The organism is Streptomyces sp. NBC_00988 (assembly GCF_045162645.1).
Lineage (GTDB): Bacteria > Actinomycetota > Actinomycetes > Streptomycetales > Streptomycetaceae > Streptomyces.
Map to the genome: position 1 here is coordinate 4214091 of NZ_CP108730.1, position 23455 is coordinate 4237545.

The 23455-nt window shown below is 71.8% G+C and carries 21 protein-coding genes; 10 read left to right on the top strand and 11 right to left on the bottom strand.

Features of this window, described 5'->3' with window-relative positions; translation table 11 throughout:
* Nucleotides 1–16 precede the first annotated feature (16 nt).
* From OG496_RS19160 to OG496_RS19180, 5 genes are all read left to right on the top strand, one after another.
* Nucleotides 17–562 carry a DoxX family membrane protein gene (locus OG496_RS19160; RefSeq protein ID WP_365299815.1) on the top strand — a complete coding sequence of 182 codons (546 nt, stop codon included), beginning with the start codon at nt 17–19 and terminating at the stop codon, nt 560–562.
* 36 nt (nt 563–598) lie between these two features.
* Entirely contained in the window at nt 599–991 is a 393-nt protein-coding gene (locus tag OG496_RS19165) for a MazG-like family protein (RefSeq protein WP_405971724.1), read from the top strand.
* Nucleotides 992–1028: 37 nt separating this feature from the next.
* The gene (locus OG496_RS19170) at nt 1029–2456 is read left to right on the top strand and encodes a hypothetical protein (protein WP_405971725.1); all 1428 of its coding nucleotides are present in this window, start codon (nt 1029–1031) and stop codon (nt 2454–2456) included.
* Between the two features lie 89 nt (nt 2457–2545).
* Nucleotides 2546–3424, top strand: coding sequence for an NAD(P)-dependent oxidoreductase (locus tag OG496_RS19175; protein WP_405971726.1), 879 nt, complete (start codon nt 2546–2548; stop codon nt 3422–3424).
* Between the two features lie 115 nt (nt 3425–3539).
* Nucleotides 3540–4181: a DUF4232 domain-containing protein gene (locus tag OG496_RS19180; RefSeq protein ID WP_405971727.1), complete on the top strand. Its 642-nt coding sequence runs from the start codon at nt 3540–3542 to the stop codon at nt 4179–4181.
* Here OG496_RS19180 and OG496_RS19185 read toward each other — a convergent pair.
* The 7 genes from OG496_RS19185 to OG496_RS19215 all read right to left on the bottom strand — a co-directional run bounded on the left by OG496_RS19185 (nt 4176) and on the right by OG496_RS19215 (nt 13243).
* Nucleotides 4176–4808: an ATP/GTP-binding protein gene (locus tag OG496_RS19185; protein ID WP_366491201.1), complete on the bottom strand. Its 633-nt coding sequence runs from the start codon at nt 4806–4808 to the stop codon at nt 4176–4178. The two genes, OG496_RS19180 and OG496_RS19185, sit on opposite strands and share 6 nt — an antisense overlap.
* Nucleotides 4789–5163, bottom strand: coding sequence for a DUF742 domain-containing protein (locus OG496_RS19190; RefSeq protein ID WP_318015985.1), 375 nt, complete (start codon nt 5161–5163; stop codon nt 4789–4791). The genes OG496_RS19185 and OG496_RS19190 overlap by 20 nt, the downstream gene beginning before the upstream one ends.
* Nucleotides 5160–5597: a roadblock/LC7 domain-containing protein gene (locus OG496_RS19195; protein WP_366491200.1), complete on the bottom strand. Its 438-nt coding sequence runs from the start codon at nt 5595–5597 to the stop codon at nt 5160–5162. The genes OG496_RS19190 and OG496_RS19195 overlap by 4 nt, the downstream gene beginning before the upstream one ends.
* Nucleotides 5594–8308 carry a nitrate- and nitrite sensing domain-containing protein gene (locus OG496_RS19200; RefSeq protein WP_405971728.1) on the bottom strand — a complete coding sequence of 905 codons (2715 nt, stop codon included), beginning with the start codon at nt 8306–8308 and terminating at the stop codon, nt 5594–5596. Before OG496_RS19200 ends, OG496_RS19195 begins: the two co-directional genes overlap by 4 nt.
* A 559-nt stretch (nt 8309–8867) precedes the next feature.
* Nucleotides 8868–10640 carry a helix-turn-helix domain-containing protein gene (locus OG496_RS19205; protein WP_405971729.1) on the bottom strand — a complete coding sequence of 591 codons (1773 nt, stop codon included), beginning with the start codon at nt 10638–10640 and terminating at the stop codon, nt 8868–8870.
* 525 nt (nt 10641–11165) lie between these two features.
* A complete protein-coding gene (locus OG496_RS19210; protein ID WP_405971730.1) occupies nt 11166–12560 on the bottom strand; it encodes a sensor histidine kinase in 1395 nt (464 codons plus the stop codon).
* Nucleotides 12557–13243, bottom strand: a complete 687-nt coding sequence (locus OG496_RS19215) for a response regulator transcription factor (protein WP_366491196.1) — start codon at nt 13241–13243, stop codon at nt 12557–12559. Before OG496_RS19215 ends, OG496_RS19210 begins: the two co-directional genes overlap by 4 nt.
* A 140-nt stretch (nt 13244–13383) precedes the next feature.
* On the opposite strand from OG496_RS19215, the gene OG496_RS19220 reads away from it, so the two are divergent.
* Complete coding sequence (locus OG496_RS19220; RefSeq protein ID WP_366491195.1) at nt 13384–13770, top strand: hypothetical protein; 387 nt, start codon at nt 13384–13386, stop codon at nt 13768–13770.
* A 79-nt stretch (nt 13771–13849) separates the two neighbouring features.
* On the opposite strand, the gene OG496_RS19225 is transcribed toward OG496_RS19220, so the two are convergent.
* Together OG496_RS19225 and OG496_RS19230 are read right to left on the bottom strand one after the other, a co-directional pair.
* Nucleotides 13850–14305, bottom strand: coding sequence for a hypothetical protein (locus tag OG496_RS19225; protein ID WP_405971731.1), 456 nt, complete (start codon nt 14303–14305; stop codon nt 13850–13852).
* A 119-nt stretch (nt 14306–14424) separates the two neighbouring features.
* The gene (locus OG496_RS19230; protein ID WP_405971732.1) at nt 14425–15312 is read right to left on the bottom strand and encodes a hypothetical protein; all 888 of its coding nucleotides are present in this window, start codon (nt 15310–15312) and stop codon (nt 14425–14427) included.
* A 421-nt stretch (nt 15313–15733) separates the two neighbouring features.
* Between OG496_RS19230 and OG496_RS19235 the strand changes: the two genes are divergently transcribed.
* The 4 genes from OG496_RS19235 (at nt 15734) to OG496_RS19250 (ending at nt 21560) form a co-directional block, all read left to right on the top strand.
* Nucleotides 15734–18826 (top strand): AfsR/SARP family transcriptional regulator, encoded by a 3093-nt coding sequence (locus OG496_RS19235; RefSeq protein WP_405971733.1) that lies wholly within the window; start codon nt 15734–15736, stop codon nt 18824–18826.
* A gap of 83 nt (nt 18827–18909) precedes the next feature.
* Nucleotides 18910–19602 carry a M15 family metallopeptidase gene (locus tag OG496_RS19240; RefSeq protein ID WP_405971734.1) on the top strand — a complete coding sequence of 231 codons (693 nt, stop codon included), beginning with the start codon at nt 18910–18912 and terminating at the stop codon, nt 19600–19602.
* Between the two features lie 173 nt (nt 19603–19775).
* Nucleotides 19776–20312: an RNA polymerase sigma factor gene (locus OG496_RS19245; protein WP_405971735.1), complete on the top strand. Its 537-nt coding sequence runs from the start codon at nt 19776–19778 to the stop codon at nt 20310–20312.
* Nucleotides 20313–20423: 111 nt separating this feature from the next.
* Nucleotides 20424–21560 carry a C40 family peptidase gene (locus OG496_RS19250; protein WP_366491189.1) on the top strand — a complete coding sequence of 379 codons (1137 nt, stop codon included), beginning with the start codon at nt 20424–20426 and terminating at the stop codon, nt 21558–21560.
* 108 nt (nt 21561–21668) lie between these two features.
* Here OG496_RS19250 and OG496_RS19255 read toward each other — a convergent pair whose 3' ends face one another.
* Together OG496_RS19255 and OG496_RS19260 are read right to left on the bottom strand one after the other, a co-directional pair.
* On the bottom strand, nt 21669–22208 hold the full coding sequence (locus OG496_RS19255) for a hypothetical protein (RefSeq protein ID WP_398876549.1): 540 nt from the start codon (nt 22206–22208) through the stop codon (nt 21669–21671).
* Between the two features lie 112 nt (nt 22209–22320).
* Nucleotides 22321–23136 carry an SAM-dependent methyltransferase gene (locus OG496_RS19260; protein WP_405971736.1) on the bottom strand — a complete coding sequence of 272 codons (816 nt, stop codon included), beginning with the start codon at nt 23134–23136 and terminating at the stop codon, nt 22321–22323.
* Nucleotides 23137–23455 lie beyond the last annotated feature (319 nt).

Sequence of the window (23455 nt, forward strand, 5' to 3'; positions counted from 1 at the left end):
TGTTCAGGGAGTCACCGTGACCTGTTACGACCGACAAGATCTGGGCCTGCTGCTGCTCCGGCTGGGTACCGGGGGCGTGCTGGCCGCGCACGGCGCGCAGAAGCTGTTCGGCTGGTTCGGCGGGGGCGGGATCGAGGGCACCGGCGCGGCCATGGAGGCGATGGGGTACGCGCCGGGGAAGCAGAGTGCCGCGATGGCGGGTCTCGCGGAGGCGGGCGGCGGCGCGCTGCTCGCGCTGGGTCTGGCGACCCCGGCGGCTGGCTCGGCGGCGGCCGGCGCGATGGTGGGAGCGGCCGCCGTGCACGCGCCCAACGGTTTCTTCGCAGCGGCCGGCGGCTACGAGTACGCGGCCTCCCTCGCCCTGACCGCGGCCGGCCTCGCGGTCACGGGCCCGGGCCGGCTCTCCCTGGACCACGCGCTGGGCCACGCGGTGAACCGGGGCTGGATGGTTCCGGCGGCGCTCGCGGTGACGGGGGCGGCCACGGCCGTGGTGGTGGGCCTGCGGAACAGGCGGGTGCGGGAGGCGGCGGAGTTCGGGCAGGAGACGTTGTTCGACGAGTAGGACGGACGAGTGGGGTGGTGATGGCAGGCTGAGCCCATGAGTGATCAGAACGACCGGTCCCCCGACCTCTGGGCCGGTATCGACGACCTGTGGACCTGGCTGGAGGCGAGTCAGCCCCTCGACGGCCGTGAGGGCCTGCTCCTGCGGATGCTGAAACTGTCCGAGGAGGTCGGCGAGGTCGCCGAGGCGGTGATCGGGGCGACCGGCCAGAACCCGCGCAAAGGCGCCTCCCACACCTGGGACGACGTACAGGGCGAGTTGTGCGACGTCGTGATCACCGCGCTGGTGGCGCTGCGCACGCTCACCCCCGACACGCAGCAGGTCTTCACCCGTCACCTGGCCCGGGTCATGGAGCGCTCCCTCGGCCCGTCGGCAGTTGTTCACCCCCGGGACCTGCCCACACCCCGCGGAGTTGGTGAGATCCGCTGAACCTTCTCGTCGACACCGAGCCGACGAAGGGGTCCCAGTGCAGGACTACGCAGTCTCCAACGGAGCGTTCCTCAACGGAGTTTTCTCCAGCGGGCGCAGGACGGTCGCCGTGGCGGGCACCTGCCTCGCCCTCGCCGCCCTGAGCCTGGGCAACAGCCAGGCGCACGCGGCGAGTTACGGCACACCGACCATCTCCCTGTCGGCCGGCTACCTTTCCGGCGCGGTGGGCGCGGTCGGCGATCCGGCGGTCCAGGTGACGGTCGCTCAGAGCGGCGCGGACGTCAGCGCGTTGACGGTCGCGGCCAGCAAGAGCAGCAAGACGTCGGTGGCACCGACGAGCGCGGTGACCGTCTCCGGCACCGGCGCCACCCGTCAACTCGCCGTCACGGCCGCCGCGCAGGGCTACACCGACCTGACGGTGAAGGTCACGGGCCTCGGCGGCAAGACGGCCACGAAGACCCTGCACTACGCGGCCTCGGCGTCCGTCCAACAGCCCACGGACACGCGCTACTTCACCGGCTCCAGCGACGCCTCCGCCGCGGTCGACGTGGGCGGCGGCTATGTCGTCGTAGCGGATGACGAGTCCAACGTCCTTCGCCTGTACGACCGTTCGGCCTCCGGCGCGCCGGTCAGGACCTGGGACTTCAGCGACGACATCGACGTCTCCAAGGAGATCGACATCGAGGGCGCGGCCCGTGTCGGCGACACGATCTACTGGACCGGCTCGCTGGGCAACAACAAGGACGGCGAGTACAAGTCGGCCCGCAACACGGTCTTCACCACGAAGGTGACCGGCACGGGCGCCAACACGGCGCTCTCCTACGGCAGTTCGTACGGCAAGCTGCGCGACGACCTGGTGACGTGGGACAAGGCGAACGGGAACCGGTACGGCTTCGCGGCGGGCACCGCGGACGGCCAAGTCCCCAAGCAGATCGACGGGTTCAACGTGGAGGGGCTGGAGTTCGCGCCGGGCTCCACGACCACGGCGTACCTCGGCTTCCGGGCGCCGCTCGCCCCGGCGGTGGAGGGCGGCAAGGCGCTGCTCGTGCCGGTCACCAACATCGACAAGGTGGTCGCGAACGGCACCGCCGCGACCTTCGGCACGCCGATCGAGCTGGACCTCGGCGGCCTCTCGGTGCGCGACATCCGCAAGAACGCGGCGAACCAGTACCTGATCGTCGCCGGTTCCTGGGCCGCCGACGACAACTCCGACCCGTACGCCCTCTACTCCTGGACCGGCAACGCGGCCGACCGGCCGGTCAAGCTGCGCGACCTGCCGACCACGGACCCGGGCGCCTGGGAGGCGGTCGTCGACGTACCGGACCTGACGGCCTCGGGCGCCCGCGCCCAGCTGATCACCGACGACGGCGCGGCCGACCTGTACGGCGACGGCACCGAGGCGAAGGACCTCACCCACGAGGAGTGGCGGAAGTCCCGCTCGACCTGGTTCACGGTCGCCGGCTGACGGGCGGCGCGCGCCCTGCCGGGAGGCCGGGCGCGCGGCACCCTGGCACGCTGGTCCTCGACAACACCGTCGAGGACGAAAGCCGAGTCATGACCACCGAAAAGCTCACCGTAGGCGTCCTGGGCACCGGCATCATGGGCGCCGCGATGGCCCGCAACCTCGCCCGCGCCGGTCACACCGTGCACGCCTGGAACCGCACCCGCGCCAAGGCCGACCCCCTGTCCGCCGACGGCGCGCACGTCCGCGACACGGTGGCCGATGCCGTACGCGACGCGGACGTCATCCTCACGATGCTCTACGACGGCGACGCCGTCCTCGACGTGATGCGCGAGGCCGCACCCGTCCTGCGCCCCGGCGCCGCGTGGATCCAGTCGACGACGTCGAGCCTCGAATCGGTGGGCGAACTGGCCGAGTTCGCGAACCGGCACGACCTCGTCTTCTACGACGCCCCCGTCCTCGGCACCCGCCAGCCCGCCGAGGCCGGTCAGCTGACGGTCCTGGCGGCCGGCCCGGAGAGCGGGCGCGCGACGGTCACCCCGGTCTTCGACGCGGTCGGCGTCCGCACCCTGTGGGTGGGCGAGGACGGCGCGGCGGCGACCGCGACCCGCCTGAAGCTGGTCGCCAACAGCTGGGTCCTGGCCGTGACGAACGCGGCGGGCGAGGCCCTGGCCCTATCCAAGGCCCTGGACGTGAACCCCCAGAGCTTCCTCGACCTCATCGCCGGCGGCCCACTCGACATGGGCTACCTGCACGCCAAGTCGGCCGCCATCCTCAACGACCAGCTGACTCCGGCGAGTTTCGCGGTCACCACGGCGGAGAAGGACGCCCGCCTGATCGTGCAGGCGGGCGCGGCGAACGGCGTACGGCTGGACGTGGCGGCCGCGGGGGCGGAGCGGTTCGCCCGGGCGGCGGCGCAGGGGCACGGGGACGAGGACATGGCCGCGGCCTATTTCGCGAGCTTCGACTGAGCGTCACCATTGCGTCACAGCTAGTGCGTAGGCGAAACCCTGGGTGCGACGGACCTGTCTCTCTCCGCGAGTGCCGGTGAGAGCCGGTCCGTACACAGCAAGTTCGGGGGACGTCATGCAGAAGAACAGCATCCGCAGGGTCATGGTGGCGGTGGCCGCGGTGTCGGCGGCGTTGGTGATGACGGGGTGTCAGCCGGGTGACTCGGAGAGCGGGACCGACGGGTCGTCGGACGCACCGGCCGCGACCGCCTCCTCTCCCGCCACCTCCGCCTCCTCCGGGTCTACGGGCTCATCCGGGTCCACGGGCACGGCGGCGAAGCCCTGCGCGGCAACTGCCCTGAAAGCAACCGCCTACCAGGCCGCCGACCGCCCCGCCGGTACCGGGACCGGGGCCGCGATCGTCCAGTTCACCAACACCGGCGGCAAGGCCTGCGTCCTCCGGGGGCACCCCACCGTCGCCGGCGCCGCGAACGGTTCCCCGGAGCTCAACGTTCCCCTCCAGGTCACGCCCGTCGGTACCGCCTCCCCGGTGAAGCTCTCCCCCGGTGGTCAGGCCTGGCTGAAGCTGACCTTCGTGCAGGTGCAGGGCGAGGGGGACGGTTACTGCGAATCCGGTTCGGCACCGGTGATCTACCCGACGATGGTGATCGGCCTGCCGGGTGCCGGGGCTCACCAAGTCGCCCTGGACGACGGGCAGTTCGCGGAGTGCGACGGCACGCTGACCGCGACGGCCGTATCGGCGACGAAGCCTTCATGACCGTACGGCCGACTGGTCGTACGGCTGTGCCGACGCCTCCGCCGCCAGTCCCCGCATGACGTGTTCGAGGAGTGCGAGCAGCACCGTCTTCACCGACTCCTTGTCGCGGGCGTCGCAGAGGACGAGGGGGATGTCGGGGGCGAGGTCGAGGGCGGCGCGGATCTCCTCGGGGTCCTCCTCGCAGCGGCCGTTGAAGCAGTTGACGCCGACGGCGAAGGGGATGCCGCGGTGCTCGAAGAAGTCGACGGAGGGGAAGCAGTTCTCCAGACGGCGGGTGTCTGCGAGGACGACCGCGCCTAGCGCGCCGCGCGACAGGTCGTCCCACATGAACCAGAAGCGGTCCTGGCCGGGGGCGCCGAAGAGGTAGACCACGAGGGCCGAACTGAGCGTGATCCGGCCGAAGTCCATGGCGACCGTCGTCGTGGTCTTCTGCTCCACCCCGGCGAGGTTGTCGACGCCGACGCTGGCCTCGGTGATGAGTTCCTCGGTGCGCAGCGGCGTGGTCTCGCTGATCGCGCCGACGAGGGTGGTCTTGCCGACACCGAAGCCGCCCGCGACCAGGATCTTGGCGGTGGCGGCGTCGGGCGCGACGGTGGTGGCGCGGCGGTCAGATTCTGCGTATGCCATCGATCACTGCCTGGAGGAAACGGGCGTCGGGGGTACCGGCCGCGGCGGGCGGGGAGACGGAGACGAGTTCGTTGTCCAGGAGGTCATCGAGCAACACCCGTATGACCGCGACGGGTTGATCGAGCCGGGCGGCGACCTCCACCAGCGCGGTGGGCGTACGGCACAGGGCGAGCAGCCGGTTCTGTTCGGGCTGGAGGCGCTGGTCGCGGGTCGGCGGCCGGACGGTGCTGATCAGGGTGATCAGTTCGATACCGGAGTGGAAGGTCGGGGTGCGGCCGCCGGTGACCGTGTACGGGCGGACGAGCAGCGCGGGGTCTTCGTCCTCCCACGGGTCTTCCTCGGACCAGTGTCTCATTCATGCTCACCCACGAAGGGCGCGCCGCTGTACTCCGGGAACCGGGGGGCCGCGCTGAGGAACTGCCCCACCTGCCGTACGACCATGGTCATTTCGTAGCCGACGTTGCCGACGTCCACCTGCGAGGTGGCCAGTACGGCGAGGCGGGCGCCGCCGCCCGCGGTCGTCACGAAGAGGAAGAGGTCGTCCATCTCGATGACGGTCTGCTGCACGCGCCCGCCGCCGAAGTGCCGGCTGGTGCCCAGCGCGAGCGAGTGAACTCCCGAGGAAATGGCGGCGAGTTGCTCGGCGTCGTCCTGCGCGAGCCGTTCGGAGGAGCCGACGAGCAGGCCGTCCTCGGACAGGACGATGGCGTGCAGGGTCTCGGGGATCCGCTCGATCAGGTTGTCCAGCAGCCAGGCCAGTCCGCCGTGCGTGGTGTTGGGCGCAGTCATGGGGTGTTCCTTGTCGGACGGGGACGGGTGGGCAACTGACGCCGCTCGGGCGGGGCCGTGTTCCAGGTGGGCGCGGGAGCTTCTGCTTGCGGGGACGCCGGCCGGGGTGTGTCCGCTCGCGGTGACTTCGGCCAGGGGGCGTCTCCGCGCAGCGACGAGGGCCAGGCGGGCGCGGGCACGTCCTCCTGCTCGCGGGCCCTGCGGGTCCCGTCCCGCAGCGCGGCCAGCATCGACCGCGCCTGCTCGGGCCGCCGCTCGGCCTCCCGCCCGGCCCCGCGCTCGCCGTCCGCCTCGTCCGGCCGCTGCCGCAACTGCGGCGCGAGATGCGCCTGCCGCACGCGCCGCGGGAGCCGGCTGGAACCGGGGCCGCCGGTGCGGGGGCCTGCGGGAGGGGCGGCCGGGGGGTCCGAGGGAGATCCGGACGCGCCGGAGGTACGGGGGTGCGGGAAGGGCACGGCCCCGCGGGGCGAAGCGGCGGCTGCGGCCTCCGCACCCGGTGCCGCCGGACCGGACGTGGGCTGGGCATGAGGTGCGGTCCGTGTACGGGTGCGCATCGGCATACCGCCGGCCGTCACCCCGCCGCGCCCCGAACCGGTGACCGGCCCGGTTGCCGTACCGCCGGCCGAGCCCGCACCCATACCTGAGCCCACGCCCATGCCACTGCCAGAACCCGTCCCGGAACCGGTCCCCGGCTCCGGCAACGCCCCCGCGACCGAGGCCAGATGCCGCTCGGCCCGCGCGTCCAGTGTCGGCGGTACCGCGTCCGCCGCCGACTCCGTGAGGGCGTGCGGGAGGACGACGACGGCCAGGGAGCCGCCGTACGACGAGGCCTGGAGGCTGGCTGTGACGCCGTGGCGCTGGGCGAGGTGGCCGACGGTGAAGAGGCCGAGGCGGGGGTCCTCGCCGAGGGTGGTGAAGCTGAAGTCCTTGGGGTGGTGCAGGAGTTCGTTGGCCGCCGCGTACTCGTCCGGCGTGAGGCCGAGCCCCCGGTCCTCCACCTCGACGGCGTAGCCCTGCGCCACCGGCAGTGCCCGTACCCGTACTTCGGTGTGCGGGGGCGAGAACGTCACGCCGTTCTCGATGAGTTCGGCCATGAGGTGGATCGTGTCGCCGACCGCCGGGCCCAACACCGCGATGGGCGGGAGGGGTTCGACGACGACCCGGGTGTACCCCTCGATCTCGGACACCGCGCTGCGCAGCAGCTCCGCGAGCGGCACCGCCTGCTTCCAACGGCGCCGGGGGGACGCGCCGGACAGCACGGTCAGGCTCTCCGCGTTGCGCCGCATCCGGGTGGCGAGGTGGTCGACGCGGTAGAGATCGGAGAGGAGTTGAGGGTCCTGCTCCTTGCGTTCCATGGAGTCGATCACCGTGAGCTGGCGGTGCACGAGGAGCTGGATACGGCGCGACATGTTGTGGAACACCAGCCGCGCGCCCTCGCGCAGCGCGGCCTGCTCCAGCGCGACGCTCACCGCGGTCCGCTGGGCGCTGTTGAAGGCCTCCGCGACCTTGCCCAACTCGTCGGTGCCGTAGTCGAGTTCGGGCAGGTCGTCGAGTTCGGCGCGTTTGCCCTGGGTGCGCAGCCGGGTGATGAGTTCGGGCAGCCGTTCCTCGGCCAGTTCGAGTGTCGCCGCGCGCAGGCCGGACATCCGGCCGATGAGGGACCGGGTGATGCGCCAGGACAGCAGGCCGACGGCGAGTACGGCCACGAACGCGAGGGCGCTGCCGAGCATCGCCTTGACGAGCACCTGGTGGGTCCGGTGCGCGGAGTCGTGGGTGACCTTGCCCAGGAACTGGCCCTCCACGGCCTGCACCGCGCCGGTCACGCGCCCCGGGGCGGCGGCGCGGGCGGCGGGGACGGAGGACACGCCGATCGTGCCGTCGTGCCCGGCGGAGGCCGCGGCGACGGTCTTCTCGAAGGCCGTCATGGCGGCCCAGTCCTGACCGCCCATGGTCCTGCCCAGCTCGGCGCCCAACGCAGCGGGCAGATACGGCTCAACTTCGTTGGACAGCACGGAGACCCGGACGGCCTGGGCGGCCGCCAGCGCCGACCTCTCCTGGACGCTCAACTTCCGTGACGCGGCGACCCCGTTGAGGATCGCCTCCTCCTGCGACAGCGCCTCCGTCCCGCGCAGGAACGCCAGGGCGTGGCCGGCGTCGGCCGCGGTGACCGCGTCGCCGCTGTCGGTGCTCAGCGTCCCGAAGAGGTTCAGCGTCGAGGACACGGCCTCGGAGTAGGCGGCGTAGGCGTCCAGCCGGGTGGTCTTCCCGGCGTCGACAGCGGTCCGTTCGGTGGTCAGCCCGGTCAGCCGCTTCCGTACGGTCGCCAACTGGGCCCGGTACTGCGCCGACCCGTCACTGCCCGAGACGGCGTCCGCCTTGCGGAAACCGGCGAGCACGGCGTCGGTCCGCTGCCGTTGCGCGTCCAGCGCGGCACGGCTGCCGTGCGACACCAACACCCCGACCGTCAGCAGCCGTTCCTTCTGGAACTCGCCGATCGCCGGCACCAGGGCGTACGTGGTCTTCGCCGGCCGGCCTTCCTTGTTGGCGTCGTTCCACTGGTTGAACAGCGCGACCGAACCACTGACCCACAGCAGCACCAACGCCATCGCCGGCACCACCGCGAGCGTGATGAGCGAGGCCCGGATACTGCGCCCCCGCCCGCCCCTCGCTCCCGCTTCGACCGGCGCGGCCGTACCCCGATGCCGGCTCACCTCGACCACCGGCACCCGACGGCACGGCAGAGAAGAGGAGCTGCGGTGAAGAAATACGACACCGGCTTTATTCCTTTCCGGGGTGGCACGCGACGTATCGGAACGGGCCGGCAGACACGTCAACACGCCTGCACACACTGGGGAGTTGACGGCGCGGCACGCCAGGAACGCCAAGGACACCCTGCGGATTTCACGACGGGCGCCCGAGCCCCCCGCGCAGTTGGATAGGTATGAAACCGAGCCGTCCCACCCGGGTCAAGGGACCCCGCAAACACACCTGCCATACGGGTTTGGACCACTCGGCACACTATGCGCGTAGATGATTCGACGCCCTTCGCCGCCAATTCGGCGGCCACGAAGACGTTTTGGCTGACTACCTACGGTGAGGTGCGGGGCAGAGGGTGGTCCGGGTGACTCCGGGGGTGGCGCCGGGGCGACGAGGCGGGACGCCGGACACGGAAGGCGATGTGACCTAGTTCACAGCATGAACACCGCCTGCACACACCAAGTCCACCGGTTTCCGGGGCCGTCGCGCGGACGCCCGCAGGGAACACCCCACTCACCCCCGCCCCGGCGCCCCCAACAACCCCTCGCACTGCGCCCCCAGCCACGTCATCCCGTACGTCTCCGCCCCCCGAGACGCCTCCCGCAGCAGCCGTACCGCGTTCGGCTCGCTCCCCGGGCCTCCCACGCGGCGCACGGCGCGGGCCTGGGCCAGGCGGAGGCGGGCGAGTTCGGGCTGGGAGGAGCGGGCCGGGACCGCGGCCTGGCGGAAGTGTTCGAGGGCGGTCTCCGGTTCGCCCGCGGCCAGGGCGAGGACGCCGCAGGCGCGGGCGGTCGGGCCGACGAGGACCGTGGGCCAGCCGCCCAGGGCGAGCTGCTGGCCGTCGTTCGGGGCCAGGCGCGCGCGGAGCGTGGGCAGCACCGGCGCCAACTCGGCCTCGAATCCGCCCTCCAGGTCCAGCGCCGCGCAGACCTCCGCGAGCAGGACGAGCGCGGGGACGGCCCAGCCCGACGGCGGGAACCGGTCTACGTCGGCGACGCAGCCGAGGAAGAAGTCCGCGCCCTCGGCGTGCTGCCCGGTCTCGCACAGGGCGAGGGCCAGGCCGGCCCGCCAGACCGGGAAGTAGGCGTGGCGCTCGACGTCGCCGGCCAGGTCGGAGGTGAACAGTTCGGCCAGTCTGCCCTGCTGCCTCAGCAGCCAGTAAGCCTGGCCGAGGCGGGTCTGGGTGAGGTTGTCCGCGGGGACGGCGTAGTCGGCGCGGAGCAGTTCGATGAACTTCAGCGACTCCACGAAGATCCACTCGGCGGCGGCGTCGAACCGGCCGTGCCACAGGTCGAGCAGGGCGTCGAGGGTGTGCCGCTGCCACAGGGCGAGGGCGCTCTGGGTCTCGGCGGCGTGCTTGCGGTACTGGTTCGCGGTGGCGAGGGCGCTGAAGATCCTGCCGTTGCGGAGCTGGTCGATGGCGACGGCCATCAGGGCCTCACCGCGGAAGTAGGGCGAGTCCTGCCGGGCCGCGGCCTCGCGCAACCGCTCGGAGAGGATCAGCGACTCGGGGGCCGGCATGAAGTCGTAGCGCGCCCAGCGGCACTCGGTGAGGACCTCGCAGCGCACCTCGTCGTCGCCGTCGTCGGGTAATCGGCGCAGTGTCTCCTCGGCGAGCCGCGCTCCCTCGGCGGGTCCCGCCAGTCCCGCCGCGGTGTCCTGACTGACCGCCAGGGCCATCTTCTTCGCCAGATGCGCTTCGAGCCGCAGCCGCAGCCCCGCCGCCTCCGCGCCGCCGTCGCCGTCCAGCGCGGCCAGACAGCCCCGGATCGACTGGAGCAGCTCACGGTCGACCTGCCCGGGATCGGACCAGCGGCGCGCCATCCTGATCACGGCCTCGGCCTGCGCGCGCGGATCGCCCTCAGCGCTGTGATAGGCGGCCGTGTAGTGCCGTTCGGCCTCCCGCATCCCGCCCGCGGTATGGCTGAGGTCACCGCGCCTCAGCAGCCGCCGGAACTCGGCACGGTCCGGGCCGACGGCCGAACGCCCTTCCCTCTCCGGCGACTTGACCGCGCCGGGAGCCCGCTCACCCGCCCCGCCCCGGACCACCTTCGGTACGGCGTCCGACCCGGGCAGCGGCGCCAGCCCGACCAGCGCACCCTTGGCACCCAGCACCTCGTCGCACAGCTGGGCCAACTCCAGGGACGCCCTGCGGCGCCCGTTCTCCACGCGGCTCAGGAAGCTGCGGCTGCAGTACACCTTGCCGGCCAGCTCGTTCAGCGACATGCCTGCCGCGATGCGACGCCTGCGTAACTCGGCGCCGAACCCGTCGTACTCGATGACCATCCCCCCAACAACACACCGCCCGAACGGTGTTGCCAAATACCCGCTGGCAACACCCGACCCCTCCGGACCGGCCCGATGACCGGGGAAGCTGTCTGTGCCGGAGCCTACGGGCACGGGGGCGCGCCCCATGGGGGAACGGGCGCACTGATCATGCCTTCGGACGAACCCGAGGCGCGTGCTGCGGTCGATATGCCGGGGGCATCCGACCGCAGCACATCCGGCGCCCAATTCTCCCGTGTTCACGGGGCATCCAAGAGCTGAACGACGACGGGGGAATGGGGGGTCCACGGTCCGGGGCGCGCGGGGGGCGCTCCGGACCCCGGATCCCGGTTGATTCACGTGACGGCGGCGGGTGCCGCAACAACCTTCCAGCTGGCAGCGTTCCTGGTCAGGGTGCCCCACATGCCCACCCACTGCCGCACAAGCTCCGCACGGCGAATGAAAGCAACGATCAACGGCGATCAACCGACGTTCCTCGCTTATCGGACGTCACGCGGTTCCAGGGAGATACGGCCGTGATGACCGTCACGGAACCGGCCGGTCTTCGACGGCCTCCTCGTGCGTGGGGAGTCGCAGGGTGAAGTGGGCGCCGCGGTCGCTCGGGGTCAGCGTGAGGGTGCCGTGATGCGTGACGGCGATGCGCTCGGCGATGGCCAGACCGAGGCCGGTGCCGCCGGTGTCGCGGGTGCGTACGTCGTCGAGGCGGGTGAAGCGTTCGAAGATCCGCCGGCGGTCGTGGTGTGGAATGCCGGGGCCGTCGTCCCGGACGTCGAGGACGGCCTGGCGGCGTGCGGCGTCGTGGGTCAGGCGGACGGTTATAGTGCCGGCCGCGTGGCGTTCGGCGTTGTCGAGGAGGTTGCCCAGCACCCGGGCGAGCAGGGCGTGATGGCCTCGCACCGTCACCGGGCCGGGTGGCGGGGAGACGTCGAGGACGATGCCGGGTGGCGGGCGGCGACGCGCGGTCTCCTCACGCACGAGGTCGGTGAGGTCGACGGTCCGACGCGGTTCCGGGCCGCCGTGCTGGGAGTCGAGGCGGGCCAGCAGCAGCAGGTTCTCGGTCAGGTCCTGCAGGCGGATGGTGTCCCGGTGGGCATCGTGGACGGTCCGCGGCCAGTCGGCCGCGGCGGGGTTGTTCAGGGCGAGTTCGAGCTCGGTGCGCAGACACGCCAGCGGTGTGCGCAGTTCGTGGGAGGCGTCCGCGGTGAACTGGCGCTGCTGGTCGACGGCCTTGTGCAGGCGGTCGAGCGTGGAGTTCATGGTGAGGGCCAGGCGGGCGATCTCATTGCCCGTGCGCGGGACCGGGACCCGCCGGTCGAGGTGGTGCGCGCTCAGGTCGGCGAAGTCGGCGCGGATCGCCTCGACCGGGCGCAGCACCCGCCCCACGACGAACCATGTCGTGCCCGACACCAGCAGGGTGATCCCCGCGACGGCACCGAGGAGAATCCGGACGACGGTGTTCAGGCGGGCCTGTTCGGCGTCGAGGGACTGAGCGATGACGACATTGCTCGGGGACAGGCCTGGTTCCATGTACGACCGGTTGACGAGGGTGCGGATCGGTACGGGTCCGCCGGCCGGGTCGGCCCAGGGAAGCAGTGACAGTTTTCCCGCGCTCGGACCCACCTGCCGTGTGGGCAGGCACAGGCTGATGTTCTTGTTGCTGAGACGCTGTACCCGCTGGAAGGACCGGGTGCAGTCGGGCAGGTCCACGGCGGTGTGCAACAGCGTGGTGACGTCCGCGGCCGCAGCGGATGTCCGGCGGGCGGCGCCCTGCAGCAGGGAGGCGCGCTCCATGAGCGCGATGGGCACCGCGCCCGCGCTCAGCGGAACCAGGGTGACGACGGCGGCCAGGAGGGCCAGTCGCGTACGGATGGTGGCCGGTCGCAGGCGGCGCAGCAGGTGTCCGGCACGGCCCCAGGTCACGGCCCGCTCCTTTCCACGGCGTCGAGCCGGTAGCCGACCCCGCGGACCGTGCGGATGGTGTGCCGCTGGAAGGGCACGTCGATCTTGCGGCGCAGCGCGCTCACATAGACCTCGACGAGGTTGACGTCACCGTCGAAGCGGTCGTCCCAGACGTGTTCGAGGACCTCGCCCTTGGACACGGTCTCCCCTCCGCGGCGGGCCAGGTACTCCAGGACGGCGAACTCACGTGCCGTCAGCACGACGTTCGTGCCCGCGCGTCGGCAGCGGCGGGCGGCCGGGTCGATCTCCAGGTCGCCGACGCGCAGCACGGCCGGCCGTTCGGGACGGCCCCGGCGGATCAGCGCGCGCAGCCGGGCGGCCAGCGCGACGAAGGAGAACGGCTTGGTGACGTAGTCGTCGGCGCCGAGGTCGAGCCCTTCGGCCTGGTCGTACTCACCGTCCATGGCGGTGAGCATCAGCACGGGCATCCACCTGCCCGCCTCACGCAGCCGGCCGCACAGCCCGAAGCCGTTCAGTCCCGGGAGCATGACATCGAGCACCACCGCGTCGTAGGTGTTCTCCAGCGCCATCTCCAGGCCCCGTCGCCCGTCGTGGACGAGGTCGACGGCGTACCCCTCGTCCACGAGTCCACGGCGCAGTAATTCGGCAAGCCGGCGGTCGTCCTCGACCACGAGTATTCGCATGGCCCCAGCATGGCGGCCGGGCCCTGTGGGGAGGCTGAAGGCCTTTCAGGAACCTTCAGCCTCCCCACAGGGCCGTCTTGTCATCGTCGTCCGCGGAACACACCGCGAAGAATCCGGGAAGAATCCAGAAAGGGCTCTCGATGACATCGTTGACCTCCCGCCTCGCCACCGCGGCGACCGTGCTCGCCGTCGCCGCCGGGCTGCAGGGCGTCCTCCTGTCGGGCACGGCTCAGGCCGCCGACGCCTGGAAGCCGTGCGAGACCGCCGGCTCCTACTGGGCGCCCACCGACAAGGACTCCTCTCCGTGGGGCACGTACTTCATCAACAACGCGACCAAGCTCCGCCAGACCGCCTCCACCTCCGCCGGCGCATGCGCCGAGGGCCAGAAGACCCATGTCGTCGACCTCCACTGCTACCGCTACATCGGCGGAGTGGGGTGGAACTACGTCCGCGACAACTCCACCGGCGGATGGGCGGGTTGGGTCCCGGACAGCCAGCTCAACAGGGTGAGCGGAGTGCCCTGCTGAGCACGCACCCGGTGCCGGCACGCGCGGCTCGCCCCGGTACGCCTGTGCCCAGGCGTACCGGGGCGAGCCCGTCGGGGACTCAGCCCTGGCTGCAGTAGTCCACCCAGCGGTGCGAGGAGATGTTGTTGTTGACGCTCTTGCCGAACTGCGACAGGCCCGCGCCGTAGGTGAAGCGGTACTCGCCGGTCGTGGTGTCGGGCCAGCTGTCGCCCTGGCTGATGCAGGCGTGCGCGCCGCCGGCGCTGGGGGCGGTGTACAGGTCGACGGCGTCCAGGCCGCCCGCGTAGCCGTTGTTCCAGATGTCGGAGGTCAGGTTGCGGCAGCTGCCCCAGTTGTCGGAGTTGCCGGACCACTTGCACTCGCGGCCGCCGCCGTAGGGCTGGGTGTAGACGTGGAGGTAGCCGTCCCCGGCGAGTTGCGCGGTCGCGGTCTTCTGGGTGCCCGCGTCCAGCGCGCTGGCGCTGGAGACCGGGGAGAAGAGCGCGGCGACTGCGGCGGCCGAGGCCGCGACGGTGAGGAGACGCTTGACGGACATGGTTTCCCTCGTTTCGTTGTGATGTGAGTGGGGTGATGGGCCCACGGTGGGGTGATGCGCCCACGGCTCGACGGCCGTGGTGGTCTGTGTGTGTTGGGGGCGTAGGAGACGAGCCGGGCTCAGTCGTCCTGCGCGACGATCGCGCGGGCCCGGGGCAGCGCCTCGCGCTTGAGGCGCGCCAGATCGGCCGTCTCCCGGGGGTGGCTCCGCCGCAGCCGGTCCCGGTACTCGGAGTCCAGGGACTCGGCCACGGACGACAGGCCGCTGGAGACGGCACAGGCCGCCTCGGCCGAGGCCAGCCGTACCTCCTTGGCATGCGGCCACGGAGTCTCCGGCAGGGTGGCCGCGGCGCGGGCCCGGGCGGGGTCCGCGTAGGTGTACGTCCGCTCGCGCATGCAGCGCGCCCACGGCTTGACGGCCGCCTTGTAGCGCTTGTCGTCCGTCACGAGGCCGACGCGCATACCGGCCAGGCTGTCGGTGACCCGGGTGGCCCGGAACCAGGCCTGGAGGTCCCCGTACAGCTGCCGTTGGGCGGTGGCCTGGCAGCCCTGGTCGCTGTGGGTGACCCGTATGCCGTTCGGGAGCCGGGCCGAAAGCCCTTGCGGCCGCGCCCCGTTGAGGTCGCCGACCAGGACGGCCCTGGCCTCGGCCGGCACGGAGTGGAAGTACCGCTGGTTGGGGTCGCTCCGGACCTCGGCCTCCCGCTGCCGCCGCAGATCGGTGCCGTAACCGTGAGCCCCGGCCCATGCCGGATCGTCCACGACGTACGGGAACCGGACCGAGACGTCGTCGGGGCTGGGCGGCTCGACCCAGTACTTGTGTCCCTCCTTCTCCATGCACGTCTTGATGAGGAGCTGCTCCGCGAGCCGTAGCGTCTCCGCCGTGCTGCCCGCGGCCCGGGGAGTGCTGCCGGCGGACGCCCCGGGGACGGTCGTGGTGCCCGCGCATCCGGTGGCCGTCGTCGCCAGCAGACCGGCGGTCAGCAGGGCCAAGGTCCAGCGGTGCATACGGCGGCTCCCGGGGCTCGGGTCGAACGGACGTGGTGCTTCGAACGGACGTGGTGCTTTCGAGCCGTTGACGCCCCACGGGTCCCGTCCGTATGCCCCTGGACCACAAGGGTTTTTTCTTTCTCCGGCGCTCATACGAGGGCGGCCGGCGAACCGTCCTCCCTGCACGCGACAGGCCTCGCCGACCGGCGAGAACCAGCCAACCGGTGGGAGGAGGGATGAGCACCGGCCCCCTGACAGGGGCGCGCACAACAGACGCGTCACCTGCCCTGACGTCGCAGGTGAGGGACACCGGTCCGCCGAATCGATCGAATCCGGTCACGGCGGTCCGGCCGTTGCTGTGCCTTCGCTATGTCGTGGGCATGTTCGCCGTTATCTTTGCCGTGCTCCATCGGGCGGGTGGTGCGGCGATCGGGGAACGATGTTCGAAGTGCGGCTGCTCGGTCCGGTGGAGGTGTGGGCCGGTGACCGGCGGGCCCCGCTCGGCGGCGTCAGACCCCTCGCGGTCCTGTCGGCGCTGGTCGTCCATCTCGGCGAGGTGCTCTCCACCGAGCGGCTCGTGGACTGCGTCTGGGACGAGCGGGCGCCGGCCACCGCGGGCGCCCTGGTGGCCACCCATGTCTCCGCCGTACGCCGGGCACTGGCCCAGGTCACGCAGGACGCCGTGGTCCGGACGCGGCCGCCGGGCTATGTCGCCGACCTCGACCCGTCCCAGATCGACGCCCGCCGGTTCGAGAACCTGCTCGCCTCCGGCCGGGCCTCCGCCGCGGCGGGCCGGCGCGAGGAGGCCGCCGACCTGCTGGGCGAGGCGCTGGCGCTGTGGCGCGGCCAGGAAGCGCTGGAAGGACTGGCCCAGAACTTCGCCCGGATCGAGGCGTCCCGGCTGGCCGAACTGCGGGTCGTCGCCCAGGAGGAGTCCTTCGGACTGCATCTCGATCTGGGCCGCGCGGACCGGACGATCGCCCCGCTGCTCGCACACGTCGCCGCCCACCCCCTGCGGGAACGGCCGCGCGGCCAGCTGATGACCGCGCTGGTCCGCACCGGCCGCGTCTCCGATGCCCTGCGTACGTACCGGGAGGGCCGCGCGGTCCTGCGCGAGGAGCTGGGCATCGACCCCGGCCCGGAGTTGCAGGCACTGCACCAGGCGGCACTGACGAACGACGCACAGGTGGCGGGCACGGCACGCCCGCACCGGACCGGGCGGGAGCCCGCCGGGCCCCCGAGGCCGCCGGCCGGCGACCGCTCCACTTCCACCCCCGCACCGTCCCATCTCCCGCCGGACATCGCCGACTTCGTGGGCCGTTCCGAGCAGATCGCCTGGGCCGCCTCGCTGGTGGGCGGGGTCGACGAGGCGGGCCGTACCGCTCCGCCGATCGGGGTGATCTCCGGCCGGTCCGGCACGGGCAAGACCGCACTCGCCGTGCACGTCGGCCACCGTACGGCCGAACTCTTCCCGGACGGCCGCCTGTTCGTGGACCTGCGGGCGGCCGACACCGCGCCGCTGCAGCCCGCCGACGCCCTCGCCCGGCTGCTGCGTGCCATGGGCGCCGACCCCGAGACCCTGCCGACCTCGGTCGAGGAGCTGACGGGGCTGTACCGCACCCACATCGGGCACCGGCGCGTCCTGCTGATCCTGGACAACGCGGCGGGCGAGGCGCACGTACGGCCCCTGCTGCCGCCCGGCCCGGGCTGTGCCGTCCTCGTCACGAGCCGGCGCCGGCTGGTGGCGCTGGAGGGCTCCGCCCATCTGGACCTGGCCGTGCCCGGTCAGGCGGAGGCGCTCGAACTGCTGCGCCGTGTCGCCGGGCCGGACCGGACGAGCGCCGAGCCGGAGCGGGCGGCGGAGATCGTCTCGCTGTGCGGGCGGCTGCCGCTGGCGGTGCGGATCGCGGGTGCCCGGCTGGCGGCCCGCCCGCACTGGGCGCCCGGCCGGCTCGCCGACCGGCTGCGTGACGAACGCCGCCGGCTGAGCGAACTGCGCGCCGGGGACCTGGAGTTGCGCACCAGCCTCGAACTCGGTTACGCCGACCTGGAGTTGCCCGAGCGCCGGGCGCTGCGCCGGCTGGCGCTGCTCGACCTGCCGGACTTCGCGGCCTGGATCGCCGCCCCGCTGCTGGACATCGGCACGGAGGAGGCCGAGGAGGCGGTGGAGCGGCTGGTGGACTGCCACTTCATCGACGTGATCGGCGTCGACGAGACGGGCCGCAGCCGGTACCGCATCCATGACCTGGCCCGCGAACACGCCCGCGAGCGCTGTCTGTCCGAGGAGAGCCCGGAGGAGCGTACGGCGGCCGTGCTGCGGCTGGTGGCGTCCTGGCTGGGCCTCGCCGAGAAGGCGGCCGCCCTCGGCCCGGGCGGAGCCGCCCGGCGCTTCCCCGAACCGGCCGCCGTACGGCCCCTCGACGCGGAGACCGAGGAGGAGCTGCTGGAGCGGCCCACGTCCTGGTTCGCCGCCGAACAGGCCTGTCTGCTCGCGGCAGTTGAGTACTGCGCCGACCACGGCATGGTCCGCGCCGCCCGCGATCTGGCCGGCGCGCTGATCGCGAGCTCGGCCGCCCTGTACAACCAGTTCGACGCCTGGTCCCGCTCGCACGCCGCCGCCATGGCCGCCGTACACCGCGGCGGGGACGACGAGGGAGAGGCGTGGCTGCTCGCGGGGATGGGCCAACTGCGCTATGAACAGGACGAGTTCGAGGATTCGTACACCTACTTCGGCAAGGCCCTGCGCTTGTTCGAGGCGCGCGGTGACGTGCCCGAGGGCGTGGCGCTCGCCCTCGCCGGGATGGGGACGGCCCGCCGCGAACAGGCCGGGTACGCCGAGGCGTCGGAGCTGCTGGACGCGGCGCTGGAGCGGTACGGGGAGTCTGCCGGGCCGGGCGCCCGGGCCCGGGTGCTGTACGGCATCGGATACGTGCACCGGGAACAGGGGCGCGGCGAGCGGGCCCGGGAGGCTCTCGCGCGGGCGCTGGACCTGTACCGCGCGGAGGGCGACCGGCACGGCGAGGCGCTGACCCTGCGGTCGCTGGCCCTGTGCGACCGGGCCGAGGGCGCGCTCACGGACGCCGAGCGGCTGCTGCACGAGGCACTGCGGATCTTCGCGGCTCTGCGGGACACCTTCGGGGTGATGTACACCGAACAGTCGCTGGCCAAGACGGAGTTGAGGCTCGGCCGCCTCGACGAGGCACGGGCGCGGCTCGGCCGCTGCCTGACCGTGGCCCGCGAGCGCCAGGACCGCTTCGGCGAGGCACTCGTCCTGCGCACGCTCGGCGAGTGGCATCTGGCCGCCGGCGATCCGGACGGCGCGCGGGAGCCGCTGGAGCGGGCCCTGTCGACCTGGGAGACCCTGCGGCTGCCCCTGTGGCGGGCCCGCACACTCCGGGACCTGGCAGAGGTACGGGAGGCACACGGCGACGCGCCGGCGGCGCGGGCGGCCAGGGCCGAAGCACTCGGCGTCTTCCGGGAGTTGGACTGCCGCGAGGCACAGGAGCAGGAGCCGACGACGGACGCCAAGTAGTCCGTACGGCTGCAGAAGCCCTGGTGGGCCGCCTACAGGCAACTTGCAGAGCACTTGCAGCGCGGTCCGCGATGCTGATGCACGTGACAGAGATCATCACGCTCTCGGACGCCCGGGTCGCCGCCGTCGCGGAGGACGACTGCGGCGAACCGCTGGTCGACCTGCGCGGCACGGACGACCTGCGGATCGACCCCCGGCAGGCCGACGACGACGGCAACTACGCCCACCTCAGGGCCGGTGCGCTACGGCGGCTGGTGCGGGCCCAGCGGCTGCTGCCGGCCGGGGTCCGGTTCCTGGTGGTGGAGGGATACCGGCCGCCCGCTCTGCAGCGCCAGTACTTCGAGCAGTACGCGCAGACCATGCGCCGGGCCCACCCGGACGCGTCGCCGGAGCGGATCCGCGAACTGGCGAGCGCGTACATCTCCCCGCCGGAGGTCGCACCGCACGTCAGCGGCGGGGCCGTAGATCTGACGCTGTGCGACCGGGACGGCCGGGAACTGCCGCTGGGCACGGAGGTCAACGCGACCCCCGAGGAGAGCGACGGCGCCTGCCGCACCGAGGCGCCCGGCATCAGCGCCGAGGCCCGCGCCAACCGGGCCCTCATGAGCTGGGCCCTCGACGCGACCGGCTTCGTCAACTACCCGACCGAATGGTGGCACTGGTCGTACGGCGACCGGTACTGGGCGCTGCTGCGCCGGGCACCGGCCGCCCGCTACGGCCCCGCCGCGCCACCCGACCCGACGGCCGGGGGTGCTGGAAGCCGGGGGCAAATCTAACCGCCGTAGTGGACTTTGACTGGTTAGAAAAGACCCCAGCCTCCAGCACCCCAAGCCGCCGCCCCCGGCCCGACGGCCTGACCAGCCACCGACCGGGACACACAACGACCGCACCGTACGGCCGAGTTCACCGCCGAGTTCACGACCGAGTTCACGACCGAGGGGGAAACAGCATGGAGACCAGAACCTGCGCCGTCCCGCCACCGCGGCGCGAGGACGGCGACCGGATGAGTCCGAAGGACTTCGACGCGTCCTTCGCCGCCGACATGCCACGCCTGCGCCGCCGGCTGCTGGCCCTGACCGGCAACCCGCACGACGCCGACGACCTGCTGCAGGAGACCTACCTACGGCTCTCCCGACGCGCCCGCGCCCAGAACCTGACGCGGCAGCAGCACCCGTACGCCTATACCTGCACCGTCGCCATGAACCTGCTGCGCGACGCGTGGCAGCACCCCTCCCGGCGCGAGCAGTCCACCGACCGGCTGCCCGAATCGGGCTGGGACGGCGGACTGGCCTCCTACGAGGCGTCCCAGACCACGCTGGCGCTGCTGCGCGTGCTCTCCGAGAAGGAGGCCGCGGCGGTGATCCTCGTGGACCTGGAGGGCCTCAGCCACGACACCGCGGGCGAACGCCTCGGCGCCCACCGCGGCACGGTCCAGCGCAACCGGATGCGCGGCCTGGCCAAGATGCGCGACGCGCTCGGCCACTAGCCCGTGCCGCTCCCCCACGGGGGTGGGGAGCGGCACGCACGTCCGCACCGCCATCTCCAACCGCCGTCCCCGGCCCGTCCGGTGACGTCATCTCGACGAAGGAAGACTTCCTTGAACACCAGCAGCACGCGCCGCCGGACCAGCGGCGCGCTCCTGGGGGCCTCGGTCCTCGCCCTGTCCGCGTTCGTCTCCGCCCCGGCCCACGCGGCCGCGCAGGACGCCACCTGCGGTGTCCTGGCACCGGGCGCCTCGGCCATCGCGCAGGCCGCGGTGAACGCCGCCTGTTCGCAGATCGGCGTCTGGTACAGCTGGGGCGGCGGCCACGCGGCCACTCCGGGCGCCAGTTACGGCTACTACGACGGCTCGGACCCCGACAGCCTCCACGACAACGAACGCAAGGGCTTCGACTGCTCCGGCCTGACGCGCTACGCCTACTACCAGGCCACCGGCAGGGACCTGCTCAACGGCACGGCGGACGACCAGTTCCACAGCTCGCAGGCCTCGGCCCGCTTCTCCGCCGCGCAGGGCAGCGCCCCGCTGCTGCCGGGCGACCTGATGTTCTGGGGCAGCGGGCACGTCCACCACGTCGCCATGTACCTGGGCAACGGGCAGATGGTCGAGGCGTACGAGTCGGGCACCCACATCCGGGTCGCGCCCGTACGCACCGGCGGCGACTACGCGGGCGCGATCCGGGTCAACGGCTCGGGCACGCCAACTCCCCCACCCGCGAACGGCGGTACGGTCTTCGAGACCTGGGGCACGGGGGTGCGCACCCGCTCCACGCCGAGCGTGCGCGGTGCCGTGGTGGACACCTTCGCCGGTCCGACCCAGGTGTCCGTCCAGTGCCAGGAGCACGCCGAGACCGTCACCGCCGAGGGCTACACCAACGACATCTGGTCCAAGCTGGCCGACGGTTCGTGGCTGACCAACATCTACATCAAGGGCCCGGCCTCGCTGCCCGGCATCCCGGACTGCGGCGGCAGCAGCACCCCGCCACCCTCAGGAGGCAGCAAGCCCTACCAGACCTGGGGCACCGGCGTACGCACCCACAGCCAGCCGAACGTCAACGCCGGCGTGGTCGACTACTTCGCCCAGCCCACCACGGTCAACGTCGTCTGCCAGACCCACGCCCAGGAGGTCACGGCCGAGGGCTACACCAACGACGCCTGGTCCAAGCTGACGGACGGTTCCTGGATGACCAACATCTACATCAAGGGCGCGGCTTGGCTGGACGTACCTACCTGCTGACCGACCTGCCGACACGGAGCCGATGCCGCCGGCCGCCGTACGCCTCAGGGGCATGCGGCGGCCGGAGACCGGAGACGAAGAGCGGCGGACGAGCCGGGCCGTACGGGATCACCAGGTGTGAGCCACGTCCACCACGAGATGGTTGGCCGTCTGGAAGACCTGGAACGGCAGCCGGGCACGGACGCCCAGTCCGGCCTGGGTATATCCCTCGGAGCCGCCGGTGACCTTGAACTCCCGGAAGGTCCGGTACCCGGTGACGTTGGCGGACGGAAGCGGCGGGTAGGGCTGTCCGGTCGCCGGGTCGTAGCGCGAGGAGAACAGCGAGATCTCCAGAATGGCTCCGCCCTTGATCGGAACCACGATGTCGCTCGGGTCCTGATGCAGTACGTCGACGTAGCGGACCGTGTAGCCGATCGGGTCGGCCGTCGTGCCCTGGGCGTCGAAGACCAGGCGGTCGAAGCACTCGTGCTGTCCGGTCCGCACGTCGGTCAGTCGCCTGGAGGCGACGGCGTCACCGGTCTTGTCCAGGCTTCCCCACGTCACGGCACAGTCCACGGCCGCCGGCGCGGCCACCGCCGGAACCGTGCCGGCCAGCAGGCCGCCGCCCGCCAGCATTGTCGCGGCCAGCGCAGTACCTATCCGTCGCATGACTACCCCCGGTAGCTCGCGTAGGTGTGTGTCCTTTCAGACCGGCGGCTCTCCGGAAGGTTGTGCGCCTCCTGCTGTTCTTCCTGTCCCGTCGTCACGGCTCACGCGGTCGCTACGGCTTACGCGCAAGTCCACCGTGCTCGGCGATGACCTCCGGGAGGCCCGAACCGGGTTCCGGACGCCACTGGGTCACCGGGACGACACCGGGCTCGACAAGCTCCAGGCCGTCGAAGAACGCGGTGATCTCATCAATCGAGCGCAGGTTATACGGAATGGCGCCGCTGTTGTTGTAGGCGTCCTGGGCCTGCTCGAAGACAGGGTCGATGCCGCGCGACCCGTCGTTGATGGAGAGGTAACTGCCCGCGGGCAGGGCTTCCATCAGTCGGGTGACGATGGAGCGGGCCTGATCGTGGTCGGCGACGTGGCCCAGGATGTTGCTGAGGATGAGCGCGGTAGGACGACCGAAGTCCAGTGTCCTGGCGGCGACTTCAAGAATGCGGTCCGGGTCCGTCACGTCGGCGTCGATGTAGGCGGTCGCACCTTCCGCGGTGGAGTGCAGCAGGGTGCGGGCGTGCGCGAGCACCATCGGATCGTTGTCGACGTAGACGATCCGCGCCTCGGGAGCGAGCCCCTGGGCGACCTGGTGGGTGTTCTGCGCGGTCGGAAGGCCGGTACCGATGTCCAGGAACTGCCGGATGCCCGCCTCGGAAACGAGATACGCGATGGTGCGACGCAGGAAGCCACGGCTGGAGCGAGCGATGGTGACGATCCCGGGAAACACCTCGGTGTACGCGTCACCGGCCGCCTCGTCGATGGGGTAGTTGTCCTCGCCGCCGAGCCAGTAGTTCCAGATACGAGCGGAGTGCGGTACCGACGTATCGATCTTCTGCTGCTCCGCCGGCTCGGGCGCCGACACAGGGTCGCTCATGAGTCGTGTGCGTCCTTCAACCGGGGCGGGGATCAACAGGGATCATTCGCGGCACATCTTATGACCCAACTCCCCTCTCCAGAACACTAGTTCATGCCTTCTAGTCCATGTCTTCCGACTGGCGTGCCAGCCATGGAACGGGCCGAGTCGGGCTGTACATCGACGATGGCCTGGATATCCGAGGGAGCACCCTCTGAGCTGCGCGGACGTTCCGCAGGACCAGAAGCCGCGCACATCACGTTCACACCGCCCCGGAGTCCACCTCTCCAATAGGTACGAATTTTCGTACCAGTTCGGTACGACATTGGGTACCGATCCG

Bases quoted from the DNA above. Each gene is read 5' to 3' on its own strand.
- OG496_RS19225 (WP_405971731.1), bottom strand. From the start codon at position 14,305: ATGTCCGTCAAGCGTCTCCTCACCGTCGCGGCCTCGGCCGCCGCAGTC.
- OG496_RS19205 (WP_405971729.1), bottom strand. From the start codon at position 10,640: ATGGTCATCGAGTACGACGGGTTCGGCGCCGAGTTACGCAGGCGTCGC.
- OG496_RS19195 (WP_366491200.1), bottom strand. From the start codon at position 5,597: ATGACTGCGCCCAACACCACGCACGGCGGACTGGCCTGGCTGCTGGAC.
- OG496_RS19180 (WP_405971727.1), top strand. From the start codon at position 3,540: ATGCAGAAGAACAGCATCCGCAGGGTCATGGTGGCGGTGGCCGCGGTG.
- OG496_RS19245 (WP_405971735.1), top strand. From the start codon at position 19,776: ATGGAGACCAGAACCTGCGCCGTCCCGCCACCGCGGCGCGAGGACGGC.
- OG496_RS19255 (WP_398876549.1), bottom strand. From the start codon at position 22,208: ATGCGACGGATAGGTACTGCGCTGGCCGCGACAATGCTGGCGGGCGGC.
- OG496_RS19215 (WP_366491196.1), bottom strand. From the start codon at position 13,243: ATGCGAATACTCGTGGTCGAGGACGACCGCCGGCTTGCCGAATTACTG.
- OG496_RS19235 (WP_405971733.1), top strand. From the start codon at position 15,734: ATGTTCGAAGTGCGGCTGCTCGGTCCGGTGGAGGTGTGGGCCGGTGAC.
- OG496_RS19190 (WP_318015985.1), bottom strand. From the start codon at position 5,163: ATGAGACACTGGTCCGAGGAAGACCCGTGGGAGGACGAAGACCCCGCG.
- OG496_RS19230 (WP_405971732.1), bottom strand. From the start codon at position 15,312: ATGCACCGCTGGACCTTGGCCCTGCTGACCGCCGGTCTGCTGGCGACG.
- OG496_RS19260 (WP_405971736.1), bottom strand. From the start codon at position 23,136: ATGAGCGACCCTGTGTCGGCGCCCGAGCCGGCGGAGCAGCAGAAGATC.
- OG496_RS19165 (WP_405971724.1), top strand. From the start codon at position 599: ATGAGTGATCAGAACGACCGGTCCCCCGACCTCTGGGCCGGTATCGAC.
- OG496_RS19175 (WP_405971726.1), top strand. From the start codon at position 2,546: ATGACCACCGAAAAGCTCACCGTAGGCGTCCTGGGCACCGGCATCATG.
- OG496_RS19220 (WP_366491195.1), top strand. From the start codon at position 13,384: ATGACATCGTTGACCTCCCGCCTCGCCACCGCGGCGACCGTGCTCGCC.
- OG496_RS19185 (WP_366491201.1), bottom strand. From the start codon at position 4,808: ATGGCATACGCAGAATCTGACCGCCGCGCCACCACCGTCGCGCCCGAC.